The sequence below is a fragment of the Flavobacterium sp. genome, assembly GCF_027531905.1.
Lineage (GTDB): Bacteria > Bacteroidota > Bacteroidia > Flavobacteriales > Flavobacteriaceae > Flavobacterium.
On the sequence record NZ_JAPZSU010000035.1, the window covers coordinates 35,310 to 57,920 of the forward strand.

A 22,611-nucleotide genomic window follows, 5' to 3' on the forward strand; every position below is an offset into this window, starting at 1 on the left:
AACTAAAATTTTATAAATGAATACTGTGCCTCTAATGTAGCTATTTTTTCTTTCAGGTTCGCCTCAAACTTCTGATGGCTTTCAGAATTTGGATTAAAAGGACGATGCGCCAAGCCTTTTTGTATGGTTTGAACCAATTCCATTGTAGCTATTGCATTGGCGTCAATTTGAGTCGTCGTAAATCGTTCCCAAATGTAATCAATCGCTAATCCGCTAGGATGCATCATATCATCGGCATAAAATCGGTAATCCCTAAGTTCGTCCATCATAATTTCGTATGAAGGAAAAATCCCCCTAGCCCCCGAAGGGGGAACTACTTCCGATTCTTGTAAAAAGCTATAAATAGCTGCTATTAAATGCGCTTTGCTTACTTGATTTTCGACAAAACCGTCCTTAAGATGGCGAACGGGTGAAACAGTAAAAATGAAATTACATTTGGGATTTAGGGTTGCAATCAAAGAGATTGTATTTTGAATCGATTTTTGGATGCTATCAATCGACAACAACTCTTTGGTAAATTGCTTTTGTGGCACTTTATGACAATTCGCTACAATACTGTTGGTTTCAATATGGCGATATACCCACGAAGTACCATAGGTAAAAATAATATGGGTCGCTTGCTGTAATTGCTTTTGGGTGTCGGAAAGAATTCGGTTCAAGTTGCTCAATACTACTTCGGAATCTGGATGACTTAACTCAGAATGTGCTTCATAACAATGCCATCTTTCATTGAAGAAAAAAATATCGCTCTTGGTAAAATGGCGTTGTAACACCACTCTTTCTATGAGCTTTTCTATAGAAAATGGGTTGAAAATAATCCCAAAAGGATTCACTTGGGTTTGAAATTTATAATAGCGCAATTTTTCTCCTATGTTTTCAGCAAAGCAAGAGCCAAATAAAAGAATTTTGGAGCGATATTCTATAAAATTAATATTTTGGGGAATGGGTATTTTCGTTGTAAAGTTCATTTCTAATTTTAATATTCCAAAAATACGAAATAAAAATCTTTAAAATAGAAAACCACAACTACTCCAATTTTGAAACGGAATAGTTGTGGATTTAAGTTAATTCTATTTGACTAAATATTAAAAATATTAGTATATGAATGTAGTTATACCATCTGCTAAAACTCCATTACGAAAGGCTTTTTGCTCGGTTGGAAAACCATCAGCATTATAGATATAAGTGTTTGAAAACACTTCATTAGAGTTAGAATAAGTTATTTTAACAACATTATTAATAGAATAATATTCATTATCTATCAAAAGATTAAAACCAAGTACATTTTTAAAAGGATTATTTTTGGTATCATATTCGTATGATGTAATACTCTCAGAACCATAATATGATCTTTCTTTCTTGCTTAAATTACCATCTTTGTAGGTGTATTTCCCAATTGAACCATATTCTTGTTCAACACCTGTTGCAACAGAAATTCTAAACTCTTCAAAGGAAATAGTACCGTCAGTATTATGAACATATTTAGTTTTATACTTGTACTGTGCTCCAGGCTCAAAAGTTATCATAGACGTAAGCTTACCATTTGTGTATGCAAAATCCGATGTGTAATCTACAACTCCTTTATTATCAGTGTCAACAATTTTTGTTATAACATCTCCAGTATAAGTATAGGCTGTTTTATTTCCATCATTATCAACTATACTTACTATTTTATTACCACTGTAGGCATAATCTTCAGTATAAGTTTTGCCGTTATTAACAGTAGACGTTTTTTTTACCAATATTGTAGCTGTTGGATTTGATGAATTAGAATCATCATTAGAACAAGATGTAAGTACTAACAAAGTAGCACCAACTAGAGAAAGTAATTTTTTCATTATTATGTGTGTATTTTTTTTGCAAAAAAAACCATAAAAAAAACAAAACACAACTTATTAATCTTAAAATTTATAAAAACATACCTACAAAATAAAACAAAGAAACATAAACAATTGCTAATGATTTGATTATTAGTTTTAATTTTTATTTTGAAAACCTTCAAAACAGAAAACCCCTTTAGTAATCTTTAACAAAACGATTACTAAAGGGGGTAATTCCTCAATTAACAACTATAAATACAGCAGCTTTTAGTTCAAAAACTCAACCGCTTTCGACAAAGCTTCAGGAACACCAGCTGCGTTCTTTCCACCAGCTGTAGCAAAGAACGGTTGTCCTCCTCCGCCTCCTTGAATGTATTTTCCTAATTCGCGAACCACTTGTCCAGCGTTTAAGTTTTTATCAGCTACTAATTCTTTAGAAATATAGCAAGTCAACATTGGTTTGTCTTCATTTACAGTAGCCAAAACAATGAAAATATTGTTACCTAAATTTCCTAATTCGTAAACTAAGTCTTTAGCACCTTCTGCATTTAAATCTACTTGTTGCGCTAAGAATTTTACACCGTTTACTTCTTGAAAAGCAGCTGCTAATTCGCCTTTCATATTCTTGGCTTTGTCTTTTAGCAACGCTTCTATCTGCTTTTTCAAAGAAGCATTCTCATCTTGCAGTGTTTGAATCGCTTTTATAGGGTCAACAGCATTTTTCAACACTTCTTTCATCTCTCCAAAAGTAATCAATTGTGATTCAAAGAAATCCTTAGCTGCTTCACTTGTAATCGCTTCAATTCGGCGAATTCCTGCTGCCACTGCTCCTTCAGAAACAATTTTAAAATGCCAAATCTCAGAAGTATTCGCCACGTGAGTTCCTCCACAAAGTTCAACAGAATCACCAAACTTAATCATTCGAACCAAATCGCCGTATTTTTCTCCAAACAAAGCAATAGCTCCTTCTTCTAGCGCTTGTTCTTTAGCAATTCCACGTTTTTCGATTAATGGTAAACTTTCGCGAATTCTTGCATTAACAAAGTTTTCTACTTCTTTCAATTCTTCGTCTGTTACTTTAGAGAAGTGAGAAAAGTCAAAACGCAAAGAAGCCGAACGCACCATAGAGCCTTTTTGTTCAATATGCGTTCCTAAAACTTTACGTAATCCCTGATGCAACAAGTGGGTTGCAGTATGATTAGAAGACGTTCTTGCTCTTTGCTTTACATCTACAATCGCTTGGAAAGTGTCGGTTAAATTTTCTGGCAATGATTTTGCCAAGTGAATCGTTTGATTGTTCTCTTTTTTGGTATCGATGATGTAAGTGATGTTTCCATTACTAGCTTCTAAATAGCCTTTATCGCCAGTTTGTCCTCCACTTTCCCCATAAAAAGGAGTAGAATTAAAAACTAATTGAAAGATTTCCCCTACTTTTACACTCTCTACTCTACGGTATTTTGTGATTTTTACTTGGTGTTGCAAACGGTCATAGCCTACAAATTCTTGAATATCATCTTCTACAATTACATTCCAATCGCCTGCTGTCATTTTTGAAGCCGCACGAGAGCGTTCTTTTTGCAATTGTAATTGTTCTTCAAAGACTTTTTCGTCTAATTGCAACCCTTTTTCAGATAAAATCAATGCTGTCAAATCGATTGGGAAACCATAGGTATCATACAATTCAAAAGCTTTTTTACCATCAATTACAGTGCCTTGATTGTTAGCAATCACTACGTCCAACAAAACCAAACCTTGATCTAGCGTACGCAAGAAGGAACTTTCTTCTTCACGAATTACGTTAGAGCATAATGATTTTTGTGAACGAATTTCAGGGAAAGAAGCACTCATTTGAGCACTTAAAGTATCTACTAATTTATAGATAAAAGGTTCTTTGGTATTTAAGAAAGTAAAACCGTAGCGAATAGCACGACGTAAAATTCTACGAATAACATATCCTGCACCTGTGTTGGATGGCAATTGTCCGTCGGCGATTGCAAAAGCAACAGCACGAACGTGATCTGCAATCACACGAATCGCAATATTTATTTTTTCTTCTTCTTCATTGGACGCTTTGATGGTATATGTTGTACCAGTAATCGTCTCGATTTCTCTGATAATTGGGGTAAACACATCCGTATCATAATTCGATTGAACCCCTTGTAAAACCATACAAAGACGTTCGAATCCCATACCTGTATCTACGTGTTGTGCTGGTAATTTTTCAAGAGAACCATCCGCTTTACGGTTAAACTCCATAAATACATTATTCCAAATCTCCACCACTTGAGGATGATCAGCATTTACTAATTCTTTACCATCAATTGCTGCTTTTTCTTCGGCAGAACGAATATCTACGTGAATTTCGGAACAAGGACCACAAGGACCTTGGTCTCCCATTTCCCAGAAATTGTCTTTTTTATTTCCTAATAAAATTCGGTCTTCAGCGATTAAAGTTTTCCAAATATCATAGGCTTCTTGGTCGAAAGGAACATTTTCTTCAACGCTTCCTTCAAAAACAGTTACATACAATATGTCTTTGTCTATTTTGTAAACTTCTGTTAGCAATTCCCAAGCCCAATGAATGGCTTCTTTTTTGAAATAATCTCCAAATGACCAATTCCCTAGCATTTCGAACATCGTGTGATGATATGTATCAATACCAACTTCCTCCAAATCATTATGCTTTCCTGAAACACGCAAACATTTTTGAGTATCCGCAATACGCTGGCTTTTTGGCGTTCCTAAACCCAAAAAATATTCTTTAAATTGCGCCATTCCTGAGTTGTTGAACATTAAGGTTGGGTCGTCTTTAAGAACGATAGGCGCCGAAGGAACAATTAAATGTCCTTTGCTTTCAAAAAAATCTAAAAATTGTTTACGTACGTCTTGTGATTTCATAGTATTCGATGCGAAATTGGTCTTGAGTTGATTTAATAATTTAGAAAAAAGAACAGTTTCCTGTTTATCAGTAGGCTACAAAGACTACTTTTTCTAATTATTTTATTTATGGTAAAAAAAAGAAGAACATTTGAAACATTTCTTAAATTTGTTCGACTAACTTTTTTACAAGTTGCAAAAATAGGGTATTTTAAACTATGGCGAAAGTAAAATATTATTACGATTCCGAAAAATTAGCATATCGAAAAATTACCACTAAAAAAAGTAAGAAATTCGGTTTTGCCGTCTTGTTTCTAGTGGCTGCCGCCCTTTTTGGATTTCTATCTTTTGTTGCTTTATTGAATGTTCCTTATTTCAAAACCCCCAATGACAGAATTCAAGAAAGGGAAATTGAAAACTTGAGGTTGAATTATGCCATTTTAAATAAAAAACTGGAGCAATTACAAGGAGTTGCAGAACAAATAGCTGAACGTGATAATAATTTATACAGAACGTATTTCAACACAGCACCCATTTCTGATGAAGAACGAAAATCGGGCTATAAAAACAAAAATAGATATACTACCTTACAAGGATTTAACAATTCGGAACTTGTAAGCAGTACAACCAAAAAGATGGATGTTTTAAGCAAACAATTAGCGATTCAATCAAAATCTTTAGATGCTATTTTGAAATTGGCAGAAGCCAAACAGGACTTTTTGGCTAGTATTCCTGCCATTCAGCCAGTTCAAAATGAAAAATTAAGACATGTTGCTTCTGGTTTTGGTTATCGTACCGACCCGTTTACTAAAGCACGTAAAATGCATGAGGGAATGGATTTTACGGCAAAAACTGGGACACCAATTTTTGCAAGTGGTGATGGAATCGTTGTTAGGGCAGACAACTCGGCTTCTGGATTTGGGAATCATATTGTAATTCGGCATGGTTATGGCTACGAATCACTGTATGCACATTTGAGTAAATACAAGTGTAGAGCGGGACAACGTGTTAAAAGAGGAGACATCATTGGCTATGTAGGAAGCACAGGACGTTCAGAAGCTCCGCATTTGCATTATGAAGTGCATAAAAATGGTAAAGTAGTGAATCCGTTGAATTTTTATTATGGTTCAATTTCTGCAGTAGAATATGTTGCCATTTCTAATGCTGCCAACCAAGAAAATCAATCGCTGGATTAATGCTTTTAAAAAAGTGTTCCGTTTAAAAGTAATCAGCTACTATAATTTATAAAAAGAGAGTAAAAAATGCATATAGAATTAGCACCAGAAAAAAGATATTACAGCATTGGCGAAGTGGCCAAAGCCTTTGGCGTTAATGCCTCTTTGATTCGATTCTGGGATAGTGAATTTGATATTTTAAAACCTAAAAAAAATGCCAAGGGAAACCGAATGTTTACTCCCGAAGATGTCAAAAATTTACAATTAATTTATCATTTGGTCAAAGAAAGAGGGTTTACATTAGAAGGCGCTAAAACCCATTTGAAAGAAGGACAAAAGAAAACCTTGGATAAATTTGAAATTATTCGAAAATTAGAAGCCATAAAAACACAATTAGTACAAATAAAAACAGAACTTTAAAAATTAAAATTAACAACTAAATTAAATAAACATGAAAAGATTTTTGCCTTGGATTATTGCAGCTGTAGTAATATTTGGAATTTATAGCTGGGTGAAAGGAATTAACAACACGGCTGTTGGTTACGAACAAACCATCAACGAAGCATGGGGTAATGTCAATACTTCGTACCAAAGAAGAAACGATTTGATTGGCAACTTAGTAAACACTGTAAAAGGCGCCGCTGACTTTGAAAAAAGCACGCTAACGGCAGTTATTGAAGCCCGTGCAAAAGCTACTTCGGTTACTGTTGACCCAACCAACATTACCCCAGAACAATTAACCGCATTCAACTCGGCACAATCAGGTGTTTCCTCTTCACTATCGAAATTATTGGTTTCTGTAGAAAAATATCCTGATTTAAAAGCAAACGAAAATTTCTTGAAATTACAAGACGAATTGGCTAGTACTGAAAATCAAATTTTGACTGCCAGAACTCGTTTTAACGAAGCGGTTAAACCTTACAATACGCACATAAAAACCTTCCCTAACTCTATTTTTGCTGGAATGTTTGGCTTTAAAGAAAAAGCTTATTTCCAAGCTGTTGAAGGCGCAGAAAAACCTGTGGAAGTAAAATTCTAATCCTCTCCAACCCCTCCGAAGGAGGGGCTTTTTTTATACCACTGAAAAAACAAAACAAATGTCAAAAGTAGAAGACTTTTTAACTAAAGAAGAGGAAAGTGCCATAGTAGAAGCCATTCGCGTGGCCGAAAAAAATACTTCGGGCGAGATTAGAGTTCATATAGAAGCTACCACTTCTCTTGATGCTTATGACCGTGCTATGGAGGTTTTTCACGAACTCAATATGGATGCTACCGAATTACAAAATGGTGTACTCATTTATCTTGCAGTGAATGACAAAACCTTTGTGATTTGTGGTGACAAAGGCATAAACGATGTAGTAGCTCCTGATTTTTGGGACTGCACTCGCGATGCCATGGTGAGCCAATTCAAATTAGGAAATTACAAACAAGGTTTGATTGATGGCATTTTAAATGCTGGAGAACAACTCAAAAAATACTTCCCTTGGCAAGAAGGTGATACCAACGAATTGTCGAACGAAATTTCTAAAGGATAACCTATGAAAAATTCCAAAATAAAAACATCAAATTCCAACGGGATTTTTCGATTTCTTCTTTTGCTTATAGCAGTCTCAACGTTTCAGTATACCTTTGCACAATTTACTATTCCTGAAAAACCTAGTTTTCAAACGTCGGTCTACGATTATGCGAATTTATTTAGTGCTGAAGAAAAAGCGCAACTGGAAGAAAAATTAGTTCGCTATTCGGATTCGACTACCACTCAGATTGTAGTAATTTCTATTGAAAGTCTGAAGAATGAAAATGTCAATCAACTGGCAACCAATTGGGCACATACTTGGGGAATAGGACAAGCCAAGGAAGATAATGGTGTCATCATTTTGATTGCTAAAAATGATAGAAAAATAGCCATTAATCCTGGTTACGGACTCGAAGACAGACTAACTGCTGGAATTGGAGGAGAAATCATCCGAAATATCATTACTCCAGAATTCAAGGCAGGAAGTTATTATAAAGGAATCGACAAAGGAACTGACGCACTTTTTGATGTTTTCAAAGGCAAATACAAAGGAGAACGAAAAAAGTCTTCAGGAAAAAGTTTTCCCATTTTACCTTTGATTTTCATTATTGTCGTCTTGATTATTATTTTCTCTAAAAACAAAGGCGGAGGCAATTCTGGAAACCGAGGCGGAGGCGGCCCTAGCCTACTCGATGTTATCATTTTGAGCAACCTTGGTCGCGGAGGCGGAGGCGGATTTGGTGGTTCATCTGGCGGAGGTTTTGGCGGTGGCGGATTCGGAGGCGGATTCGGCGGAGGCGGATTCTCTGGTGGAGGCTCAAGTGGAAGTTGGTAAGTAAAACTTCTAATTTGGTGTCAAAACATATTCACAAAAGCATAAAAAAACAGCGTAATGATGGTTCATTGCGCTGTTTTTATTTAAAACCAAACCAAAACACCTTATTAATCAGCGATTTGTTTTTAGATAAAAAATATTTTAATAATTCTACTAATTTTATAGAATTAATAATATATATTTGCTCCTAAATATTTTCAACCCAAAATAAGACTACAATGAAAACGAATCAAAAGAATGCTTATTCAAAGGAAAAGCTAAAAAAGAAACAAGTATCAATTATCAAAATCAGTGATTGTATGATGTGTATGTGCCTAGCCTAATAAAAATTTATATTTTAATTCGACTACTTACATGTAATTTATATAACAATGAAAAATATCTATACAAAAACACTATCAACCCTACTCTTAATTTTACTATTTTCAACTTCCTATGGCCAAAGCCTTTTAGAGGGAGAAGTTAGAAACGATGACAATGCGCCTATAGAAGGTGTCAATATATTTATAAAAGGAACCACCAATAGTACGACTTCAGATGCTAATGGTAAGTTTTCCATTCAATCGAAAGCATTGCCATTTAACATTATTGTGCAATACGCTGGTTTTAATAACAAAGAAATTAAAATCACCGAACTACCTTCTAATGCAAAACCATTACAAATAAATATCTCTACAGGAGAAGAAAAAGTATTATCTGAGGTAGTGGTTACCTCAAGACGAAGAATAGAAAAAGCTCAAGATATTCCTATTGCTATTTCAGTTGTAACAGGTAAACAAGCGGAACAAGCTGGGGCATTCAACGTGAATCGTCTAAAAGAATTGGTTCCGTCTGTCCAATTGTATTCTTCCAATCCAAGAAATACTGGAATTAACATTCGCGGTTTGGGATCTCCTTTTGGACTGACTAATGACGGTATTGACCCAGGTGTTGGTTTTTATGTAGACGGTGTTTACTTCTCTAGACCTGCCGCTACAACCTTAGATTTTATAGATGTAGATCGAATCGAAGTATTGCGCGGTCCTCAAGGTTCTTTGTTTGGAAAAAACACAACTTCGGGCGCATTTAACATCACTTCTCGCAAACCTAGTTTCACTTCAGGTGCTGACTTTGAAGTGAGTTATGGTAATTACCAGTTCATTCAAGCCAAAGCCTCTGTTACAGGAGCTTTGAGTTCTAAAATTGCTGGTAGAATATCATTCTCTGGTACTCAACGTGATGGATTAATCGAGAATGTTGTAACTGGAAGAGCTACTAATACACTAAATAACCAAGGAATTAGAGGACAATTACTTTATACTCCTACTGATAGAACAAATATATTATTCGCAGCAGATATCACATTGCAGCGTCCTGACGGATATGCACAAGTAGTGGCTGGCGTTGCTCCTACACAAAGAGCGGCTTACCGTCAATTTAATGCTATTATTGCCGACTTGAATTACCAACTTCCTAGCTTGAATGCTTTTGACCGTAAGATTGACCACGACACCCCTTGGCGCTCTGGACAAGATTTAGGTGGCGCCTCTTTAAATATTGATACAAAAATTGGTAGCGGAACACTTACCTCAACAACAGCTTGGAGATTTTGGAATTGGGACCCATCGAATGATAGAGACTTTACAGGTTTACAAGTATTGGCATTATCACAAAACCCTGCCCGACATACTCAATTTACGCAAGAAGTTCGCTATGCAGGACAATTAACCTCATCTTTAAGTGGTGTGGTAGGTCTGTTTTTCATTGACCAAGAAGTAAAAGTAAGAGGAAATGAAGAGTCTGGAAAGGCACAATGGCGATTTGCACAAAGCACCACTAGCGCATTATGGAGAACACCAGGTCTTTTTGAAGGATATGGTATAAGAACCAACTCGAATGTACGTTCAACAAGTGCCGCTGTATTTACTCAATTGGACTGGGCAATCACTGAAAAATTACACGTACTCCCAGGTTTACGATATAATTATAACAAAAAAGCTGCTGATTACGACCGTAAAACCTACGGAGGGCTTCAAACAACAGACCCAGCTTTACTTGCACTTAAAAGATTAGTTTATACAGACCAATCGTTTACTTCAAGTACTGATGACACAGACTTTTCAGGAAATTTAACCGTGAACTACAAAGTATCTGATAAAATCAATGCCTATGCTACCTATGCAAAAAGCTATAAACCGGTTGGTGTGAATGTAGCAGGACTTCCGACTATTGCTGGCCAACCAGCTCTTGACCTTGCAGTTATTAAACCTGAAAGCGTTAACCATTATGAATTCGGTATAAAAAGTTCACCTATTAAAAATTCAGTTTTGAACTTGACCTTCTTTAATACTGAGATTAAAGATTTCCAAACCAACGTGCAAGCGGCTGAATTGGGTGTAAATCGTGGCTACCTTGCCAATGCTGACAAAGTAAGAGTAAAGGGTATAGAATTAGATGCTAGTTTTATACTTAACAAACACTTTAGCTTTAACGCTGCTGGTACTTATAGCGATGGAAAATATGTTAAATTCACAAACGCCCCATTGCCACTAGAAGAAACTGGAGCTACGGTATCGTTTAAAGATGTTTCTGGAACAGACTTGCCAGGAGTTTCAAAATGGGCAGGAAGCCTTGGAGGTGAATACACTAAAAATGCTAAATTCTTCGGAAGCATAGGTAAATTCTTCATCGCCCTAGATAGTTTTGCTCGTTCTGAATTCTCTTCAAGCCCTTCTGCATCGAAATATTTGGTGGTACCTGGTTATGCTATATTTAATGGTCGTTTGGGGTTCCGTGTTGCAGATGGTTTGTCGGCGTACATTTGGGGACGTAACTTATTCAACAAAGATTACTACGAGCAATTACTGCCTGCTGGTGGAAATTCAGGACATTATGCAGCAGTACTTGGTGACCAAAGAACGTATGGAGTAACCTTAAAATATTCGTTATAGTGTAAATGAACTTCATTTTTACTTGGTTTTGAGCCGTCTGAAATTACTATTTTAGATGGCTCTTTATCATAAACATCTATCTTACTTTACTCTCTAAAACGAAATGATGAAGCATTTTTGGAAAAAATCTTTTTAAATAAATCCCTAAAACTTCTTTACCTCCAATATAAGCTTCAAATTTATTGGCTTCAATAGCCTTAATCATTTTAGAAGCAAAGACATCCACGGGCATTCCGTTTTGTGTCGCTTCATCATTTGATTTTTGAGATTCTCCGTTTGCAGTTAAAGCGTTTATAGCTACATTTGTCTGTACAAAGCCGGGACAAATAAGCGTGACTTTGATATTGTCTTTTTCATGTTCCATACGCAAAACATCAAAAAAACCATGTAATGCGTGTTTTGCACCACAATAACCTGAACGATATGGGCTTCCGAACTTCCCCATTAAACTGGTTATAGTTACAAAATGACCTTTCTTTCGTTGGATAAAATGCGGCAAAAGCGCTTTTGTTAAAGCCACCGTTCCCAAATAATCGACCTCGATCAATTTTTTATCTACTTCAAAATCAGTTTCGGCAATTAAGGAGCGTTGACTGATTCCACCATTATTAATCAAAACATCAATGGAACCAAAAAATTGCAAGGCTTTAGAAACAGTACTTTTGGATAAATCAAAATGAGACAAATCGAAAGGAAGTACCACAACATCTGCGCTATTACACTTTTCCTTTACTTGCTCTAATGCTTCAAGATTTCGCCCAGACAAAATAAGCTTTGCCTGTTTTGAAGCTAAAGCATAGGCTAATGCCTCCCCTATTCCACTTGAAGCACCTGTAATCCAAATTACTTTTCCAGTTACATTCATAACATTTTGATTTTTTACTAAGATATAAAATAAAACATTTTTTTTGCACTATTCTATTCGTAGACTTACATTTACAAAAAAAATATTTTGAAAAAAAAGTTCCTTATTCTTCTCTTTTTATCCTACTTTTTTTCCTTTTCGCAATCAGAAAAAAACATTGACCACCAAAGCATTCTTTGGACTCGGTATTATAATTTACTGACGGTAAACGACAATTGGTCCATTCATACAGAGTTTGACAATCGTGTTTTCTTGAAGCCAATTGCCGAAAACCTATTTGTCTTTAGAATCCAAGGCAGATACAAATGGAATTCTAATATAGAAACTGGAGCTGGTTTCACTTACTTTTCTGTTTATACTCAAGACCCACAACAAGACTTTGATTTTGAAATTCCTGAATATAGAGGACAACAAGATGTAACGTATAAGTTCAATCTAAAAAAAATAACCCTCAACCAAAGACTACAGGTTGAAGAACGGTTCATACACAACGCTTCTAAAACAGGACTTATAGATGGCACTACCTTCAGTTGGCGTTTTCGTTACCGATTGCAAGCAGAATATCCGTTTTGGGAAAAAGAAAAACAATATCTCAAAGCAGTTGTATACGACGAGATTATGCTAAATGCTGGAAAAAGTATCATCTACAACACCTTCGACCAAAATAGAATCTATGGTGCCTTACAATATGGTATCAACAAAAACATTGCTATTGAACTTGGCTATCTAAAAAGCTTTCAACAACGCCCTAGCGGGGTCGACTATTTCAATAGAGACATCATAAGAGTAAGTATCTTTCATAAAATGCATTTATAAAAAAAAAGACCAAAACACTTTTTATGTTTTGGTCTTTTAAACTTATTATTTTTCTCGAATATAAATATCAATCGGAACACCAGAAAAATCCCATTGTTCTCTAATTTTATTTTCTAAATAGCGTTTGTAAGGTTCTTTTACGTATTGTGGCAAATTCGCAAAAAATACAAATTGCGGTGTAGCCGTTGGTAATTGCATACAATATTTAATCTTCACATATTTCCCTTTAGTAGCTGGTGGTGGATATGCTTCGATAACCTTCAACATAAATTCATTAAACTTAGAAGTAGGTATTCTTTGTTGTCTATCCTCATACACTTTTACAGTCGCCTCAAGCGCTTTCAACAAACGCTGTTTGGTCAAAGCCGAAACAAAAAGAATTGGCACATCTGTAAATGGCATCAATTCCTTTTTAATTTTCTCTTCGTAATCGCGAGTAGACATGGTATCTTTTTCTACCAAATCCCATTTGTTAACCAAAATGATTACCCCTTTTCTGTTTTTTTCAGCTAACCAAAAAATACTTTGATCCTGTCCTTCAAAACCACGAGTAGCATCAATCACCAAAATACAAACATCTGCGTGTTCAATAGCACGAACGGAACGCATTACGGAATAAAATTCTAAGTCTTCTTTTACTTTGGCCTTACGACGAATTCCAGCAGTATCTACTAAATTAAATTCAAATCCAAAACGATCAAATTTTGTATCAATAGCATCTCGAGTAGTTCCTGCAATATCAGTTACCATAAAACGATCTTGACCAATCAAGGCATTAATAAAACTAGACTTTCCCGCATTCGGACGACCCACCACAGCAAAACGTGGCAAAACCACCTCTTCTTGCACTGGCTCAGGTTTTACTGGAAAAGCTTCGATCAAAGCATCCAACAAATCACCTGTTCCACTTCCAGAAATACTTGCAAAAGTAAAATACTCTCCTAATCCTAAATTATAAAACTCTACTGCGTCTTTCTCACGCATCGCATTATCTACTTTATTCACGGCCAATAAAACAGGCTTAGTCACTTTACGCAACAACTTTGCCACCGTTTCATCCATCGGTGTAATTCCCTCTTCTACATCTACCACAAAAACAATCACATCGGCCTCATCTATTGCCAATTCAACTTGTTTGCGGATTTCTCCCTCAAAAACATCATCAGATCCGCGGACATATCCACCCGTATCTATCACAGAAAACTCTTTTCCGTTCCACTCGCTTTTACCATAGTTTCTATCTCTGGTTACCCCAGAAACTGAATCTACAATAGCTTCTCTTCTTTGTATCAGCCTATTAAAAAGGGTTGATTTCCCTACATTAGGTCTTCCTACTATCGCAACAATATTATTCATTTTATTCGTATTCAAATAGTTATCCTTAGCGCACACTTTTGCGGTTAAGGCGTGCAAAGGTAGTGTTTAAAACTATGAGAATCAATTTTTTTGATATATTAGCACAACTAAACTATACCAAACCCAATATCCCAAAACCATGGACCCAGATAACGAAATTAGATTACGCCTACGATTTTATAAAGACATCACCGAAAACACTGACGCCGTTCGCGCAAAATTCGAAAAATTCATTCATGAAAAATCCCCTGATTATTATGCCAAAATCAGAGGCTATCACATTTGGCTCAACATCAAAGGTGATAAAAAAAGATATTGGTCACCCCATTTGCATCTCGAATTAGAAAAAAAATCCGAAACCGAAACCCATATCCGTGGCCTCTTTGGGCCAGACCCAACTTTGTGGACCTTATTTATGTTTCTGCATTTTATGATTGCAGGTACTTTCATCGTGTTTTGCGGCATTGCCTACACGCATTATGTCCTCAAAGAATCCACACAATGGGATTTAATCGTACTTTCTATGATGATTTTCGCTTGGTTTCTGCTCTATGTCATCGCCCGACAAATCCGATCCAACGGCGAAAAACAAATGAACGACTTAGAAAAAGTGTTTTTAAAAATAATTGAATCTTAATCATTAAAAACCCGTTGGGTGAAATTCAAATAAAATAAAAACTTAACCACATAGAGCCATAGATTAATAGTAATCAACATAGAAAAAATAGAAATAGCACTATTTTTCACAATAGATGAGCTATGTGAATAGTAAAACGTCTATTTGTTTCTTTTAAAAACTATAAATTCTATGATTCTATGTGGTAAAAAATAATTTCACCCAACGGGTTTATTAAAACCAAAAATTCATGAAAATCCGATTACTAGTAGTATTTATACTTTTTGCGTCTTGCACCAATACTACTCAGTACGGAATGCCAGACACTGACCCAAATTTAATTCAGAAAGATTTTATGAAATGGTATACCTATCACTACAATACTATTATTTTATCATCTGACTTCAAAGCAATTGACGAAAACTCTAAAATCATCAACAAAGAAAATTTCTTAAAAAAGCTAATATTAGGAAAATACATTCCAATTCAATTAGTATCAAAAAACGGTCAACAATTTTACCAACTATTCAAATTAGAACCAAACTGCAATCCAAACATACCAAGCACTATTAAAAACGAAAGCTTACAATCCTACCACAATTTCAAAAAAGAAGGCACATCAATTCCACATTTTAACTTTAAAGATCTAAAAGGAGTTAAATACAACAATGAGAACACAAAAAACAAAATAATAGTTTTAAAATGTTGGAACCTACATTGTCAAAAATGCATCGAAGAAATGCCTGAGCTCAATTCATTAGTAGAGAAGTACAAAACCAGAACAGACATTGTATTCATAAGTTTAGCCGATGACAACAGTCAAAAATTATCGAGCTTCCTAACCAAAAAGAAATTCAACTATGCCGTAGTATCAAATCAAGCGTTATTCATAAAAAATACTTTACGCATTTCGGTATTTCCTACCCACATCATCATCAACAAACAAGGAAAAATCTCAAAAGAAGTAACTACTTTTAAAGAACTAGCCATTGCATTACAAAAAGAAGCTCTTAAATAAGTAGCCATTCCAGCTCTCCATTACAACTCCTCGTTCCAAAAAACTGTGGTTCTAATGTGCTTGAAGGAGCTTCCGCTGGTCGCTCTGCAACCACAAGAACCACTAGTTTTTGGTACTCCGGGGTTTCCATTACGATCTGGGCTAAAAAAAAATCAGTAATTGAAACAAATTCCACTACTGATTTCACGTTTATTATACCTCAATAAAAACTGAACAGCTTCAATATACTTTTCACCTTTCACTTCTAACTTCTAATCTCTCACTTCTAACTTATAGTTACTGATTATATCCGAAACGCTTCAACATATTGGCATTACTTCTCCAATTTTTGTTCACTTTTACATATAATTCAATATGAATTTGTTTGCCAAAAAATGTTTCCAATTCTGCTCTCGATTCCATTCCAACTTTTTTCAAAGCAGCGCCTTTATGACCAATAATGATTCCTTTTTGCGTATCACGTTCTACCATAATCACTGATCGAATTCGAATGATAGCATCCGTTTCTACAAATTCTTCGGTAACAATCTCAACAGCATACGGAATCTCTTTGCTGTAATTCAATAAGATTTTCTCTCTAATAATCTCATTAACAAAAAAACGTTCAGGTTTATCGGTCAATTGATCTTTAGGATAATACGCTGGCGATTCAGGCAACAAAGCAATGATTCTCTGAAACACCTCAGGAACATTAAAATTCTGTAATGCCGAAATTGGGTAAATCTCAGCATTGGGAACTTTGGCGGTCCAAAAAGCGACTTGTTCTTCCAATTGCTCTTGATTTGAATTGTCAATTTTATTCAACAACAACAAAACTGGAATTTTAGAATGGATAATTTTATTAAAAAAAGCATCGTCTTTCAATTCTTGCTCCCCTATTTCAACCATATATACCAAGACATCCGCATCTTCAAAAGCCGACTTTACAAAACCCATCATTGCTTCTTGCATTTCATAAGCGGGTTTAATAATTCCCGGAGTATCGGACAAAATCAATTGAAAATCGTCTCCATTTACAATTCCTAAAATTCTATGTCTGGTAGTTTGTGCTTTAGAAGTAATAATGGATAATCGCTCCCCAACAAAAGCATTCATTAGTGTTGATTTTCCAACGTTTGGGTTTCCAATTATGTTAACAAAACCGGCTTTATGTGTCATTTTTTATTCATTTTATTTTACTTCGCAAAATTCGATGTAAAAGATATAGGCTGCAAAGGTAGCCATATCAACTCAATAGACGAAATAAAACATTTTTTTAAATTTTGGTTGTATTTCTAGAAAAACGTCGTACATTTGCACCCGAAACATCGCGGGATAGAGCAGTAGGCAGCTCGTCGGGCTCATAACCCGAAGGTCACAGGTTCGAGTCCTGTTCCCGCTACTAAGTTAATTTTACTGAGATTACAAAACGCACATCGCGGGATAGAGCAGTAGGCAGCTCGTCGGGCTCATAACCCGAAGGTCACAGGTTCGAGTCCTGTTCCCGCTACTAGAAAACACCACTTGAAAAAGATGGTGTTTTTTTATGCCTTTTATTTTCCATCTTCCTTTATAAATATTCAAAAACTTCACAACATTCTTATCCATTGATAAGGATAATATCAAGAAATTAATCTTAAAAACGCATTCACACCTAAGCACTTTCAATAAAAGCCGCTGCCCGACCAAACTGCAACTATTTCCTTTTTTTATTGGATTGAGTCGCATGGGGTCAAAATTGTTGTAGTAAAAATTCTGATCGAAAACGAATCTAAATATTTTTCTTAATAAAAACATCATTCTATTCAAAAACCCTACTATTAAGTACCCTGAATTTTGTAAGTTTATTACAACAATACATAATACTCACAAAATCAATTGTATATAAATTCTTAATTTTTTTAAACATTTAATATGTTTTTTTTGGTTAAATATTTTTTTTAATCAATTTAAACTAAAAAGATAATTAATTCTGCGTAATTTTGTTAATTTTGAAAAAATACAATACTTTTTTAGCAATTTTTCAAAATATTTTTCATTTTAAATTTTAACAATCCTAAACCTATGGATATCATTTATAACAGATCATATTCTAATCCCTTAGAACCTTAAAATAACTCTTCTTAACCAAAAAATAAACAGATGTAGTACTATTTGAAAAGAGGAATATAATCAGAATGATAAAAATCTATTACTTCACTAAGCTTAATTCCTAAAACCTTTAAAAAAATGAAAAAATTATTAGCTTTATTACTAGTGTTTTTAGCAAGTAACTTATTTGCACAAACCACTAAACTAGACAAAATAATCAAGAAAGATTATTCTATTCTTGAGGTAAATATTACCAATATTACAGATAGTGATGTTGAATTCAGTTATCCTAATGAAAAACTTAAAAATACCCTAAGCTTATCTAAAGTAGCCAAAATTATTTTTAAAACTGGTAGAGAACAAAGTTTTAATGTAGCTGATAATTCCACAGCTGCTCAACAAAATCCTGCTGAAATTAAAGCTGTAGCACAAACAAGTCAACCAGCTGTAAAACAAAATACAATTGCAGTTTTACCAATACCATTTGTAAACACAGAAACACTGGCAACATCTGCAGAAATGGCAAAATTTGCTCAAAATGACATGTACAACAAATTAATTGAAAGATCTGCCAATATTTTTCCTTTAACCGTTCAAGATTTACGTGAAACAAATTCTTTATTAAAAAAAGCAGGAATTGATTATTCTAATATTGACGAAGTACTTATTGATGATTTGCAAAAAGCGTTAGGCGTTGACAATATTATTGCTGCTAAAGTATCCTATATAATCACAGTTGACCAAACCAATATTGGATATGAAAACGCTACGATTACCGCCAAAAGTGATTCAAAAGCCAAAGTGGATGATTTTAGTGTATCTACAACAACTCAGGATAAGAAATTTAATTTCACAGTATATTTTGATATTTATAAAAATGGAACTAAGATATTTACAGAAACTAGAAAACCATTTTTTGATCAAAAAGACTCTTGGATGGATGCTATGCAGTATTTATTAAAAAGAGGCCCTATCTATAACAAAAAATAACCGTGTTGCGTTGTAAACGCGTTTAAACAAAGAAAAAAAGAGGGCGTTTTGTAATCTTAAACTGAGTTTGAGTTTCACAAAAAAGCCCTCTTTTATAATGAATAGGCTTTCTTTTAATAATTCCATTTATTGTAGAATTAAACATTTATACAAAACAATTTTTTCTTTATTTATCCATCCATCGCTTCAAGTAAAACGACTTAAACTATTGTATGCTTTGATAGCGATTCATTGAACTTATTTAAGAATAGTTTAATTCTCTTAATTTTTTCAACGATTCTAATTCTTTTGGTATAAGGCCTTTTAATTCATTATCAAATAGGCTTACATCTTCCAAATCTCTTAACTTTACAATATCTAAACGCAATTCCTGTCTTGATTGATTATTACTCAGCTCTACTTTTAAGGAATGAATAGCGTATAATGACGTTAGCGTTTTTCCATTAATTTCATTATTGAAAAGAGACAAAAGTTCTACATTAGTCAATTTTCCAAACTCAAAGGGCAAAGTTTCTTTCAACTTACTAAAATACAACTGAATTTGAACCCATCGACTAAGGTTTCCAATAGAAGGAGGAACAACCTCTGCTACTTGGTTAAGCGAAACCTTTCTCATTTCTAATGCCCTGAAATTTGCTAACTCAATTGAAATCAAAACATTTTGAGTAGTATGTAGCAAATTAAGTTTTTTCAAATCCACTAAACCTCCTTTTGCAATAGGTAATGCTTCTGACAAATTAGCCTCGGACACATCAATGCCAATCCATTTATTTTTCTTCGGGACAACACCGCACCCAATACTAATTGGCGCGGCTATATTCCATTGTGTATCATTTTTAGCTTGGTACCAATCTAATAAAGCTTCACGTTCTAAAACAGAAACTGCAGCAAAAGAACTGGCAGAGAAAGACAAAAACACGAGGTAAAGTACTTTTTTCATGGATTGTTAAATAATTCTTAAATTAACGTTCTAAAAATAACATACTTGAAGATGAAATACAAATAAAATCGATGAAATACACCATTAAAAAAACAAGCCCTATAATTCTACATGAATAAGATTAAAATGGCACAATCCATTTTTTTGTACATTTGACTACTAACCTTAAAATGAACGCATTATGGAAATGAATTTTCAATCGCTATTTGTAGCGGCTTTGATTACCCTTTTAGTTGGATTTATTTGGTATCACCCAAAAGTGTTTGGTACTGTTTGGATGAAAGAAGCCGGACTCACCGAAGAACAGCTTAAGACTGGAAACATGTTGAAGATTTTTGGGCTAACTTACTTATTTTCTTTGTTTATTGCTTCCATCGAAATGACATTAACCATTCATCAAATAGGGGCTATGGGAATGGTTGGAGGTCCCGCAAAAGTTAATGAGGCCCTTCCTTCTTTTACTGCTTTTATGGCTGATTATGGCACCGCATTTAGGACTTATAAGCATGGTGCATTACATGGATTAATGTCTGGGCTGTTTTTTGCTTTCCCCATGATTGGAATTAACGGACTCTTCGAAAGAAAATCTTGGAGATATATTTTAATTCATTCAGGCTATTGGATCGTTACGCTTACCATTATGGGCGCCATTATTTGTGGCTGGGTATAATTTTAAAGATGCGTTTCAACACAATTGAAACGCATCTTTATTAGCAATTGAACAAGGCTTTTAACAAAACTGCTCTCAATTGAGGGCAGTTCAGTATATAAACCTTTCGGATTTATATTTTAATTCTTGCTGTTTATAGTTTGAAATAAAGTCCTAATTGGTGTGCATTCCCAATTAGAGAGGTGTATTTCTCATTGAATGGGATAGCAGCGCTGTATGCAATTCCTACTTTCTCAAAACGAATTCCTGCTCCTATTAGTAGTTGATTAGTGTCGAGGTAACCTAACTGCAACCATCCTTTTTCTAAATACATGAAATTGATACTGCTTGTAATTTCGAAATCTTTTTGGTATGTTCTATTGATAAGAACCGATGGTTTTATTTCGATATCTGTAGAGGTAGTAAATTTGTAACTTGCATATGTTAGGAATCCAGAAGCAAAATTATTGTCTTGCATTAACGTTGGAAGTGCTACAGAGAGTTCGAATTTTTTAAATTTATATACTGCGCCAATTTCAGTCCGTAAATCATTTCTTGAAATACTATTCCCGTCAAACACTTTGTCTTCCATATCTACAAATTGGTTAGGAAAAAGTCCTCGTTGAGGATCGAATACTTGTCTATTTAGACCGAAACTAATCCCTAAAGCCACCGATTGTTCTTCATTTATATTAAGTTTATATGCCAATGCTTGCTCGATAACCGTTTCTAAAAATGCACCTTGTAGATTGTATGATAAACGAGTTCCTGTAGCAAGATTTTTTGTCAATCCCACATCAAAAGTGCCTAAAATCCAATAGGAATTGTTCCCATTATCGACTTTACTTGGTATATAATTATTCACTACAGAGAGTCTAGTGCTGTTTTCTTCGCCAGCATAAGCAACGTTCATACTGAATTTATTTTCTTGAAAAAGGCGGTTATTCAATGGGTATTGCCCATAAGATGACGTAATAAACACGATTGAAACTAGGAGTGTTTTTATTATTTTTTTAAAAGTATTTTTCATTTAATCTTTATTATTTGTAAAACGATTTAAAGCAATTTTACATTTCAGTTATTTCTTAAACAACCTGTAACGTAACGCCCTTGATGAAGGGACAAAAAATCTTTAGTTATTAATAATTCGTAGGGCTTCTTTGTAAACAAATTGTTTTCCTTCTTGGTCTTTACCTGCAAAATGCAAATAGTAAATCCCACTTTTAAGTTCAGAACCACTCCAGTTATTTTTATAGTTTACAGAATTGAATACCAATTGTCCTATAGTGTTAAAAACAGATACATCATGACTGGTATACAAATCGATATTGTTTATTACAAGAAAATCGTTATGACCGTCGTTATTAGGTGTGATGATGTTATTAAAAGCTAAAACTTCTCCTATCTCGTTTTCATCGTTTATTTGAATAGTAAAGGTCTTATCAACAATTCCTTTTCTTTCATCTTGAGCTCGAATACGTATTGTATAAGCGCTTTTTTTCTCGAAATCAAAAATTGTTTTGGTATAAAGGCTTCCATTTATGATTTCAAAAAGTTCATTATCGAACCCTGCACCATCTAAAAAAGATATCGTGTGTAGGTCACTAACATCTTTGTCTACAACTGCGATTGCGCCAACAAGACTTCCAATAGGTTTGTTTTCGGATACAGCCGCTGTAGATAAAGCAACATCTGTAGGAATGTTATTATCCTTGATTACGACTGGTTCATCATAGGAGCCTAACTTGCTTTCTCCCACAAAAGTAATCGGAAGGGTCACGGCATCTGAAACAACATTCCTCTCTTTGTTGTATAATTTAAATGTAATCAAACCACTAGTATCATTACTATAAACAATAAGATTAGCCATGTAACGATCTTTTGATTTTACAAAAGTGATTGGAGCAGCAACGCCGCGAACCTCATTATTTAAGAAGGCGACTACGACATCTTCCTGATTTCTGGATTCCTGTGAATTCATATTCAATACAACAGTAATTACCATTGAATTAGAATAGGCACTTGGGTTGACTTTCCAAGTGGATGGTACTTGTCCAAATGTGACTGTCACAGAAAGTGACACTATGAGATATAAAATTATTTTTTTCATTAGGAATAAATTGATTGTAATAAATAAT

20 protein-coding genes and 2 tRNA genes are annotated in these 22,611 nt (G+C 34.5%); 13 read left to right on the top strand and 9 right to left on the bottom strand.

The annotated features are described in order from the left end of the window. Positions 1–2: 2 nt before the first annotated feature. From O9307_RS09595 to alaS, 3 genes are all read right to left on the bottom strand, one after another. The gene (locus tag O9307_RS09595) at positions 3–968 is read right to left on the bottom strand and encodes a GSCFA domain-containing protein (RefSeq protein ID WP_298298298.1); all 966 of its coding nucleotides are present in this window, start codon (positions 966–968) and stop codon (positions 3–5) included. Positions 969–1,094: 126 nt separating this feature from the next. Beyond that, on the bottom strand, positions 1,095–1,838 hold the full coding sequence (locus tag O9307_RS09600) for a hypothetical protein (protein WP_298298301.1): 744 nt from the start codon (positions 1,836–1,838) through the stop codon (positions 1,095–1,097). A 249-nt stretch (positions 1,839–2,087) separates the two neighbouring features. Further along, positions 2,088–4,718, bottom strand: a complete 2,631-nt coding sequence (alaS, locus tag O9307_RS09605) for an alanine--tRNA ligase (protein ID WP_298298304.1) — start codon at positions 4,716–4,718, stop codon at positions 2,088–2,090. Positions 4,719–4,915: 197 nt separating this feature from the next. On the opposite strand from alaS, the gene O9307_RS09610 reads away from it, so the two are divergent. The 6 genes from O9307_RS09610 to O9307_RS09635 all read left to right on the top strand — a co-directional run bounded on the left by O9307_RS09610 (position 4,916) and on the right by O9307_RS09635 (position 11,153). Next, a complete protein-coding gene (locus O9307_RS09610) occupies positions 4,916–5,893 on the top strand; it encodes a M23 family metallopeptidase (RefSeq protein WP_298298307.1) in 978 nt (325 codons plus the stop codon). Between the two features lie 66 nt (positions 5,894–5,959). Beyond that, positions 5,960–6,292 carry a MerR family transcriptional regulator gene (locus O9307_RS09615; protein WP_298298310.1) on the top strand — a complete coding sequence of 111 codons (333 nt, stop codon included), beginning with the start codon at positions 5,960–5,962 and terminating at the stop codon, positions 6,290–6,292. A 31-nt stretch (positions 6,293–6,323) separates the two neighbouring features. Then, the gene (locus tag O9307_RS09620; RefSeq protein ID WP_298298313.1) at positions 6,324–6,911 is read left to right on the top strand and encodes a LemA family protein; all 588 of its coding nucleotides are present in this window, start codon (positions 6,324–6,326) and stop codon (positions 6,909–6,911) included. 58 nt (positions 6,912–6,969) lie between these two features. Next, complete coding sequence (locus O9307_RS09625) at positions 6,970–7,407, top strand: TPM domain-containing protein (RefSeq protein ID WP_159682214.1); 438 nt, start codon at positions 6,970–6,972, stop codon at positions 7,405–7,407. Positions 7,408–7,410: 3 nt separating this feature from the next. After that, positions 7,411–8,223 carry a TPM domain-containing protein gene (locus tag O9307_RS09630; protein ID WP_298298317.1) on the top strand — a complete coding sequence of 271 codons (813 nt, stop codon included), beginning with the start codon at positions 7,411–7,413 and terminating at the stop codon, positions 8,221–8,223. A 371-nt stretch (positions 8,224–8,594) separates the two neighbouring features. Next, the gene (locus O9307_RS09635; RefSeq protein WP_298298320.1) at positions 8,595–11,153 is read left to right on the top strand and encodes a TonB-dependent receptor; all 2,559 of its coding nucleotides are present in this window, start codon (positions 8,595–8,597) and stop codon (positions 11,151–11,153) included. A gap of 76 nt (positions 11,154–11,229) precedes the next feature. Here the strand turns inward: O9307_RS09635 and O9307_RS09640 are convergent, their stop codons facing one another. Next, entirely contained in the window at positions 11,230–12,018 is a 789-nt protein-coding gene (locus O9307_RS09640) for an SDR family oxidoreductase (RefSeq protein ID WP_298298323.1), read from the bottom strand. Between the two features lie 87 nt (positions 12,019–12,105). Here O9307_RS09640 and O9307_RS09645 point away from each other — a divergent pair, with 87 nt between their 5' ends. After that, entirely contained in the window at positions 12,106–12,834 is a 729-nt protein-coding gene (locus O9307_RS09645) for a DUF2490 domain-containing protein (protein WP_298298326.1), read from the top strand. A 45-nt stretch (positions 12,835–12,879) separates the two neighbouring features. On the opposite strand, the gene der is transcribed toward O9307_RS09645, so the two are convergent. Further along, complete coding sequence (gene der / locus O9307_RS09650; protein WP_298298328.1) at positions 12,880–14,190, bottom strand: ribosome biogenesis GTPase Der; 1,311 nt, start codon at positions 14,188–14,190, stop codon at positions 12,880–12,882. A gap of 139 nt (positions 14,191–14,329) precedes the next feature. On the opposite strand from der, the gene O9307_RS09655 reads away from it, so the two are divergent. Together O9307_RS09655 and O9307_RS09660 are read left to right on the top strand one after the other, a co-directional pair. Beyond that, positions 14,330–14,827 (top strand): hypothetical protein, encoded by a 498-nt coding sequence (locus O9307_RS09655; RefSeq protein WP_024981996.1) that lies wholly within the window; start codon positions 14,330–14,332, stop codon positions 14,825–14,827. 229 nt (positions 14,828–15,056) lie between these two features. Next, complete coding sequence (locus tag O9307_RS09660; protein ID WP_298298334.1) at positions 15,057–15,824, top strand: TlpA disulfide reductase family protein; 768 nt, start codon at positions 15,057–15,059, stop codon at positions 15,822–15,824. Between the two features lie 276 nt (positions 15,825–16,100). Here the strand turns inward: O9307_RS09660 and era are convergent, their stop codons facing one another. After that, the gene (gene era, locus O9307_RS09665; protein ID WP_298298337.1) at positions 16,101–16,982 is read right to left on the bottom strand and encodes a GTPase Era; all 882 of its coding nucleotides are present in this window, start codon (positions 16,980–16,982) and stop codon (positions 16,101–16,103) included. Between the two features lie 150 nt (positions 16,983–17,132). Here era and O9307_RS09670 point away from each other — a divergent pair. The 3 genes from O9307_RS09670 (at position 17,133) to O9307_RS09680 (ending at position 18,884) form a co-directional block, all read left to right on the top strand. After that, a tRNA-Met gene (locus O9307_RS09670) sits at positions 17,133–17,205 on the top strand. A gap of 35 nt (positions 17,206–17,240) precedes the next feature. Next, a tRNA-Met gene (locus tag O9307_RS09675) sits at positions 17,241–17,313 on the top strand. 719 nt (positions 17,314–18,032) lie between these two features. Further along, positions 18,033–18,884, top strand: a complete 852-nt coding sequence (locus O9307_RS09680; RefSeq protein WP_298298340.1) for a hypothetical protein — start codon at positions 18,033–18,035, stop codon at positions 18,882–18,884. 241 nt (positions 18,885–19,125) lie between these two features. On the opposite strand, the gene O9307_RS09685 is transcribed toward O9307_RS09680, so the two are convergent. Further along, positions 19,126–19,824 (bottom strand): hypothetical protein, encoded by a 699-nt coding sequence (locus O9307_RS09685; protein WP_298298343.1) that lies wholly within the window; start codon positions 19,822–19,824, stop codon positions 19,126–19,128. 181 nt (positions 19,825–20,005) lie between these two features. On the opposite strand from O9307_RS09685, the gene O9307_RS09690 reads away from it, so the two are divergent. Continuing rightward, the gene (locus O9307_RS09690) at positions 20,006–20,494 is read left to right on the top strand and encodes a DUF1761 domain-containing protein (protein WP_298298346.1); all 489 of its coding nucleotides are present in this window, start codon (positions 20,006–20,008) and stop codon (positions 20,492–20,494) included. 133 nt (positions 20,495–20,627) lie between these two features. Here O9307_RS09690 and O9307_RS09695 read toward each other — a convergent pair whose 3' ends face one another. Both O9307_RS09695 and O9307_RS09700 read right to left on the bottom strand, forming a co-directional pair. After that, entirely contained in the window at positions 20,628–21,503 is an 876-nt protein-coding gene (locus O9307_RS09695; RefSeq protein WP_298298349.1) for a type IX secretion system membrane protein PorP/SprF, read from the bottom strand. 102 nt (positions 21,504–21,605) lie between these two features. Further along, complete coding sequence (locus tag O9307_RS09700) at positions 21,606–22,583, bottom strand: gliding motility-associated C-terminal domain-containing protein (RefSeq protein ID WP_298298351.1); 978 nt, start codon at positions 22,581–22,583, stop codon at positions 21,606–21,608. Between the last annotated feature and the right edge of the window lie 28 nt (positions 22,584–22,611).

What these genes read in the sequence shown, in the direction of transcription:
- O9307_RS09595 (WP_298298298.1), bottom strand. Translation starts at nt 968, where the DNA reads ATGAACTTTACAACGAAAATACCCATTCCCCAAAATATTAATTTTATA.
- O9307_RS09600 (WP_298298301.1), bottom strand. Translation starts at nt 1,838, where the DNA reads ATGAAAAAATTACTTTCTCTAGTTGGTGCTACTTTGTTAGTACTTACA.
- alaS (WP_298298304.1), bottom strand. Translation starts at nt 4,718, where the DNA reads ATGAAATCACAAGACGTACGTAAACAATTTTTAGATTTTTTTGAAAGC.
- O9307_RS09610 (WP_298298307.1), top strand. Translation starts at nt 4,916, where the DNA reads ATGGCGAAAGTAAAATATTATTACGATTCCGAAAAATTAGCATATCGA.
- O9307_RS09615 (WP_298298310.1), top strand. Translation starts at nt 5,960, where the DNA reads ATGCATATAGAATTAGCACCAGAAAAAAGATATTACAGCATTGGCGAA.
- O9307_RS09620 (WP_298298313.1), top strand. Translation starts at nt 6,324, where the DNA reads ATGAAAAGATTTTTGCCTTGGATTATTGCAGCTGTAGTAATATTTGGA.
- O9307_RS09625 (WP_159682214.1), top strand. Translation starts at nt 6,970, where the DNA reads ATGTCAAAAGTAGAAGACTTTTTAACTAAAGAAGAGGAAAGTGCCATA.
- O9307_RS09630 (WP_298298317.1), top strand. Translation starts at nt 7,411, where the DNA reads ATGAAAAATTCCAAAATAAAAACATCAAATTCCAACGGGATTTTTCGA.
- O9307_RS09635 (WP_298298320.1), top strand. Translation starts at nt 8,595, where the DNA reads ATGAAAAATATCTATACAAAAACACTATCAACCCTACTCTTAATTTTA.
- O9307_RS09640 (WP_298298323.1), bottom strand. Translation starts at nt 12,018, where the DNA reads ATGAATGTAACTGGAAAAGTAATTTGGATTACAGGTGCTTCAAGTGGA.
- der (WP_298298328.1), bottom strand. Translation starts at nt 14,190, where the DNA reads ATGAATAATATTGTTGCGATAGTAGGAAGACCTAATGTAGGGAAATCA.
- O9307_RS09655 (WP_024981996.1), top strand. Translation starts at nt 14,330, where the DNA reads ATGGACCCAGATAACGAAATTAGATTACGCCTACGATTTTATAAAGAC.
- O9307_RS09660 (WP_298298334.1), top strand. Translation starts at nt 15,057, where the DNA reads ATGAAAATCCGATTACTAGTAGTATTTATACTTTTTGCGTCTTGCACC.
- era (WP_298298337.1), bottom strand. Translation starts at nt 16,982, where the DNA reads ATGACACATAAAGCCGGTTTTGTTAACATAATTGGAAACCCAAACGTT.
- O9307_RS09680 (WP_298298340.1), top strand. Translation starts at nt 18,033, where the DNA reads ATGAAAAAATTATTAGCTTTATTACTAGTGTTTTTAGCAAGTAACTTA.
- O9307_RS09685 (WP_298298343.1), bottom strand. Translation starts at nt 19,824, where the DNA reads ATGAAAAAAGTACTTTACCTCGTGTTTTTGTCTTTCTCTGCCAGTTCT.
- O9307_RS09690 (WP_298298346.1), top strand. Translation starts at nt 20,006, where the DNA reads ATGGAAATGAATTTTCAATCGCTATTTGTAGCGGCTTTGATTACCCTT.
- O9307_RS09695 (WP_298298349.1), bottom strand. Translation starts at nt 21,503, where the DNA reads ATGAAAAATACTTTTAAAAAAATAATAAAAACACTCCTAGTTTCAATC.
- O9307_RS09700 (WP_298298351.1), bottom strand. Translation starts at nt 22,583, where the DNA reads ATGAAAAAAATAATTTTATATCTCATAGTGTCACTTTCTGTGACAGTC.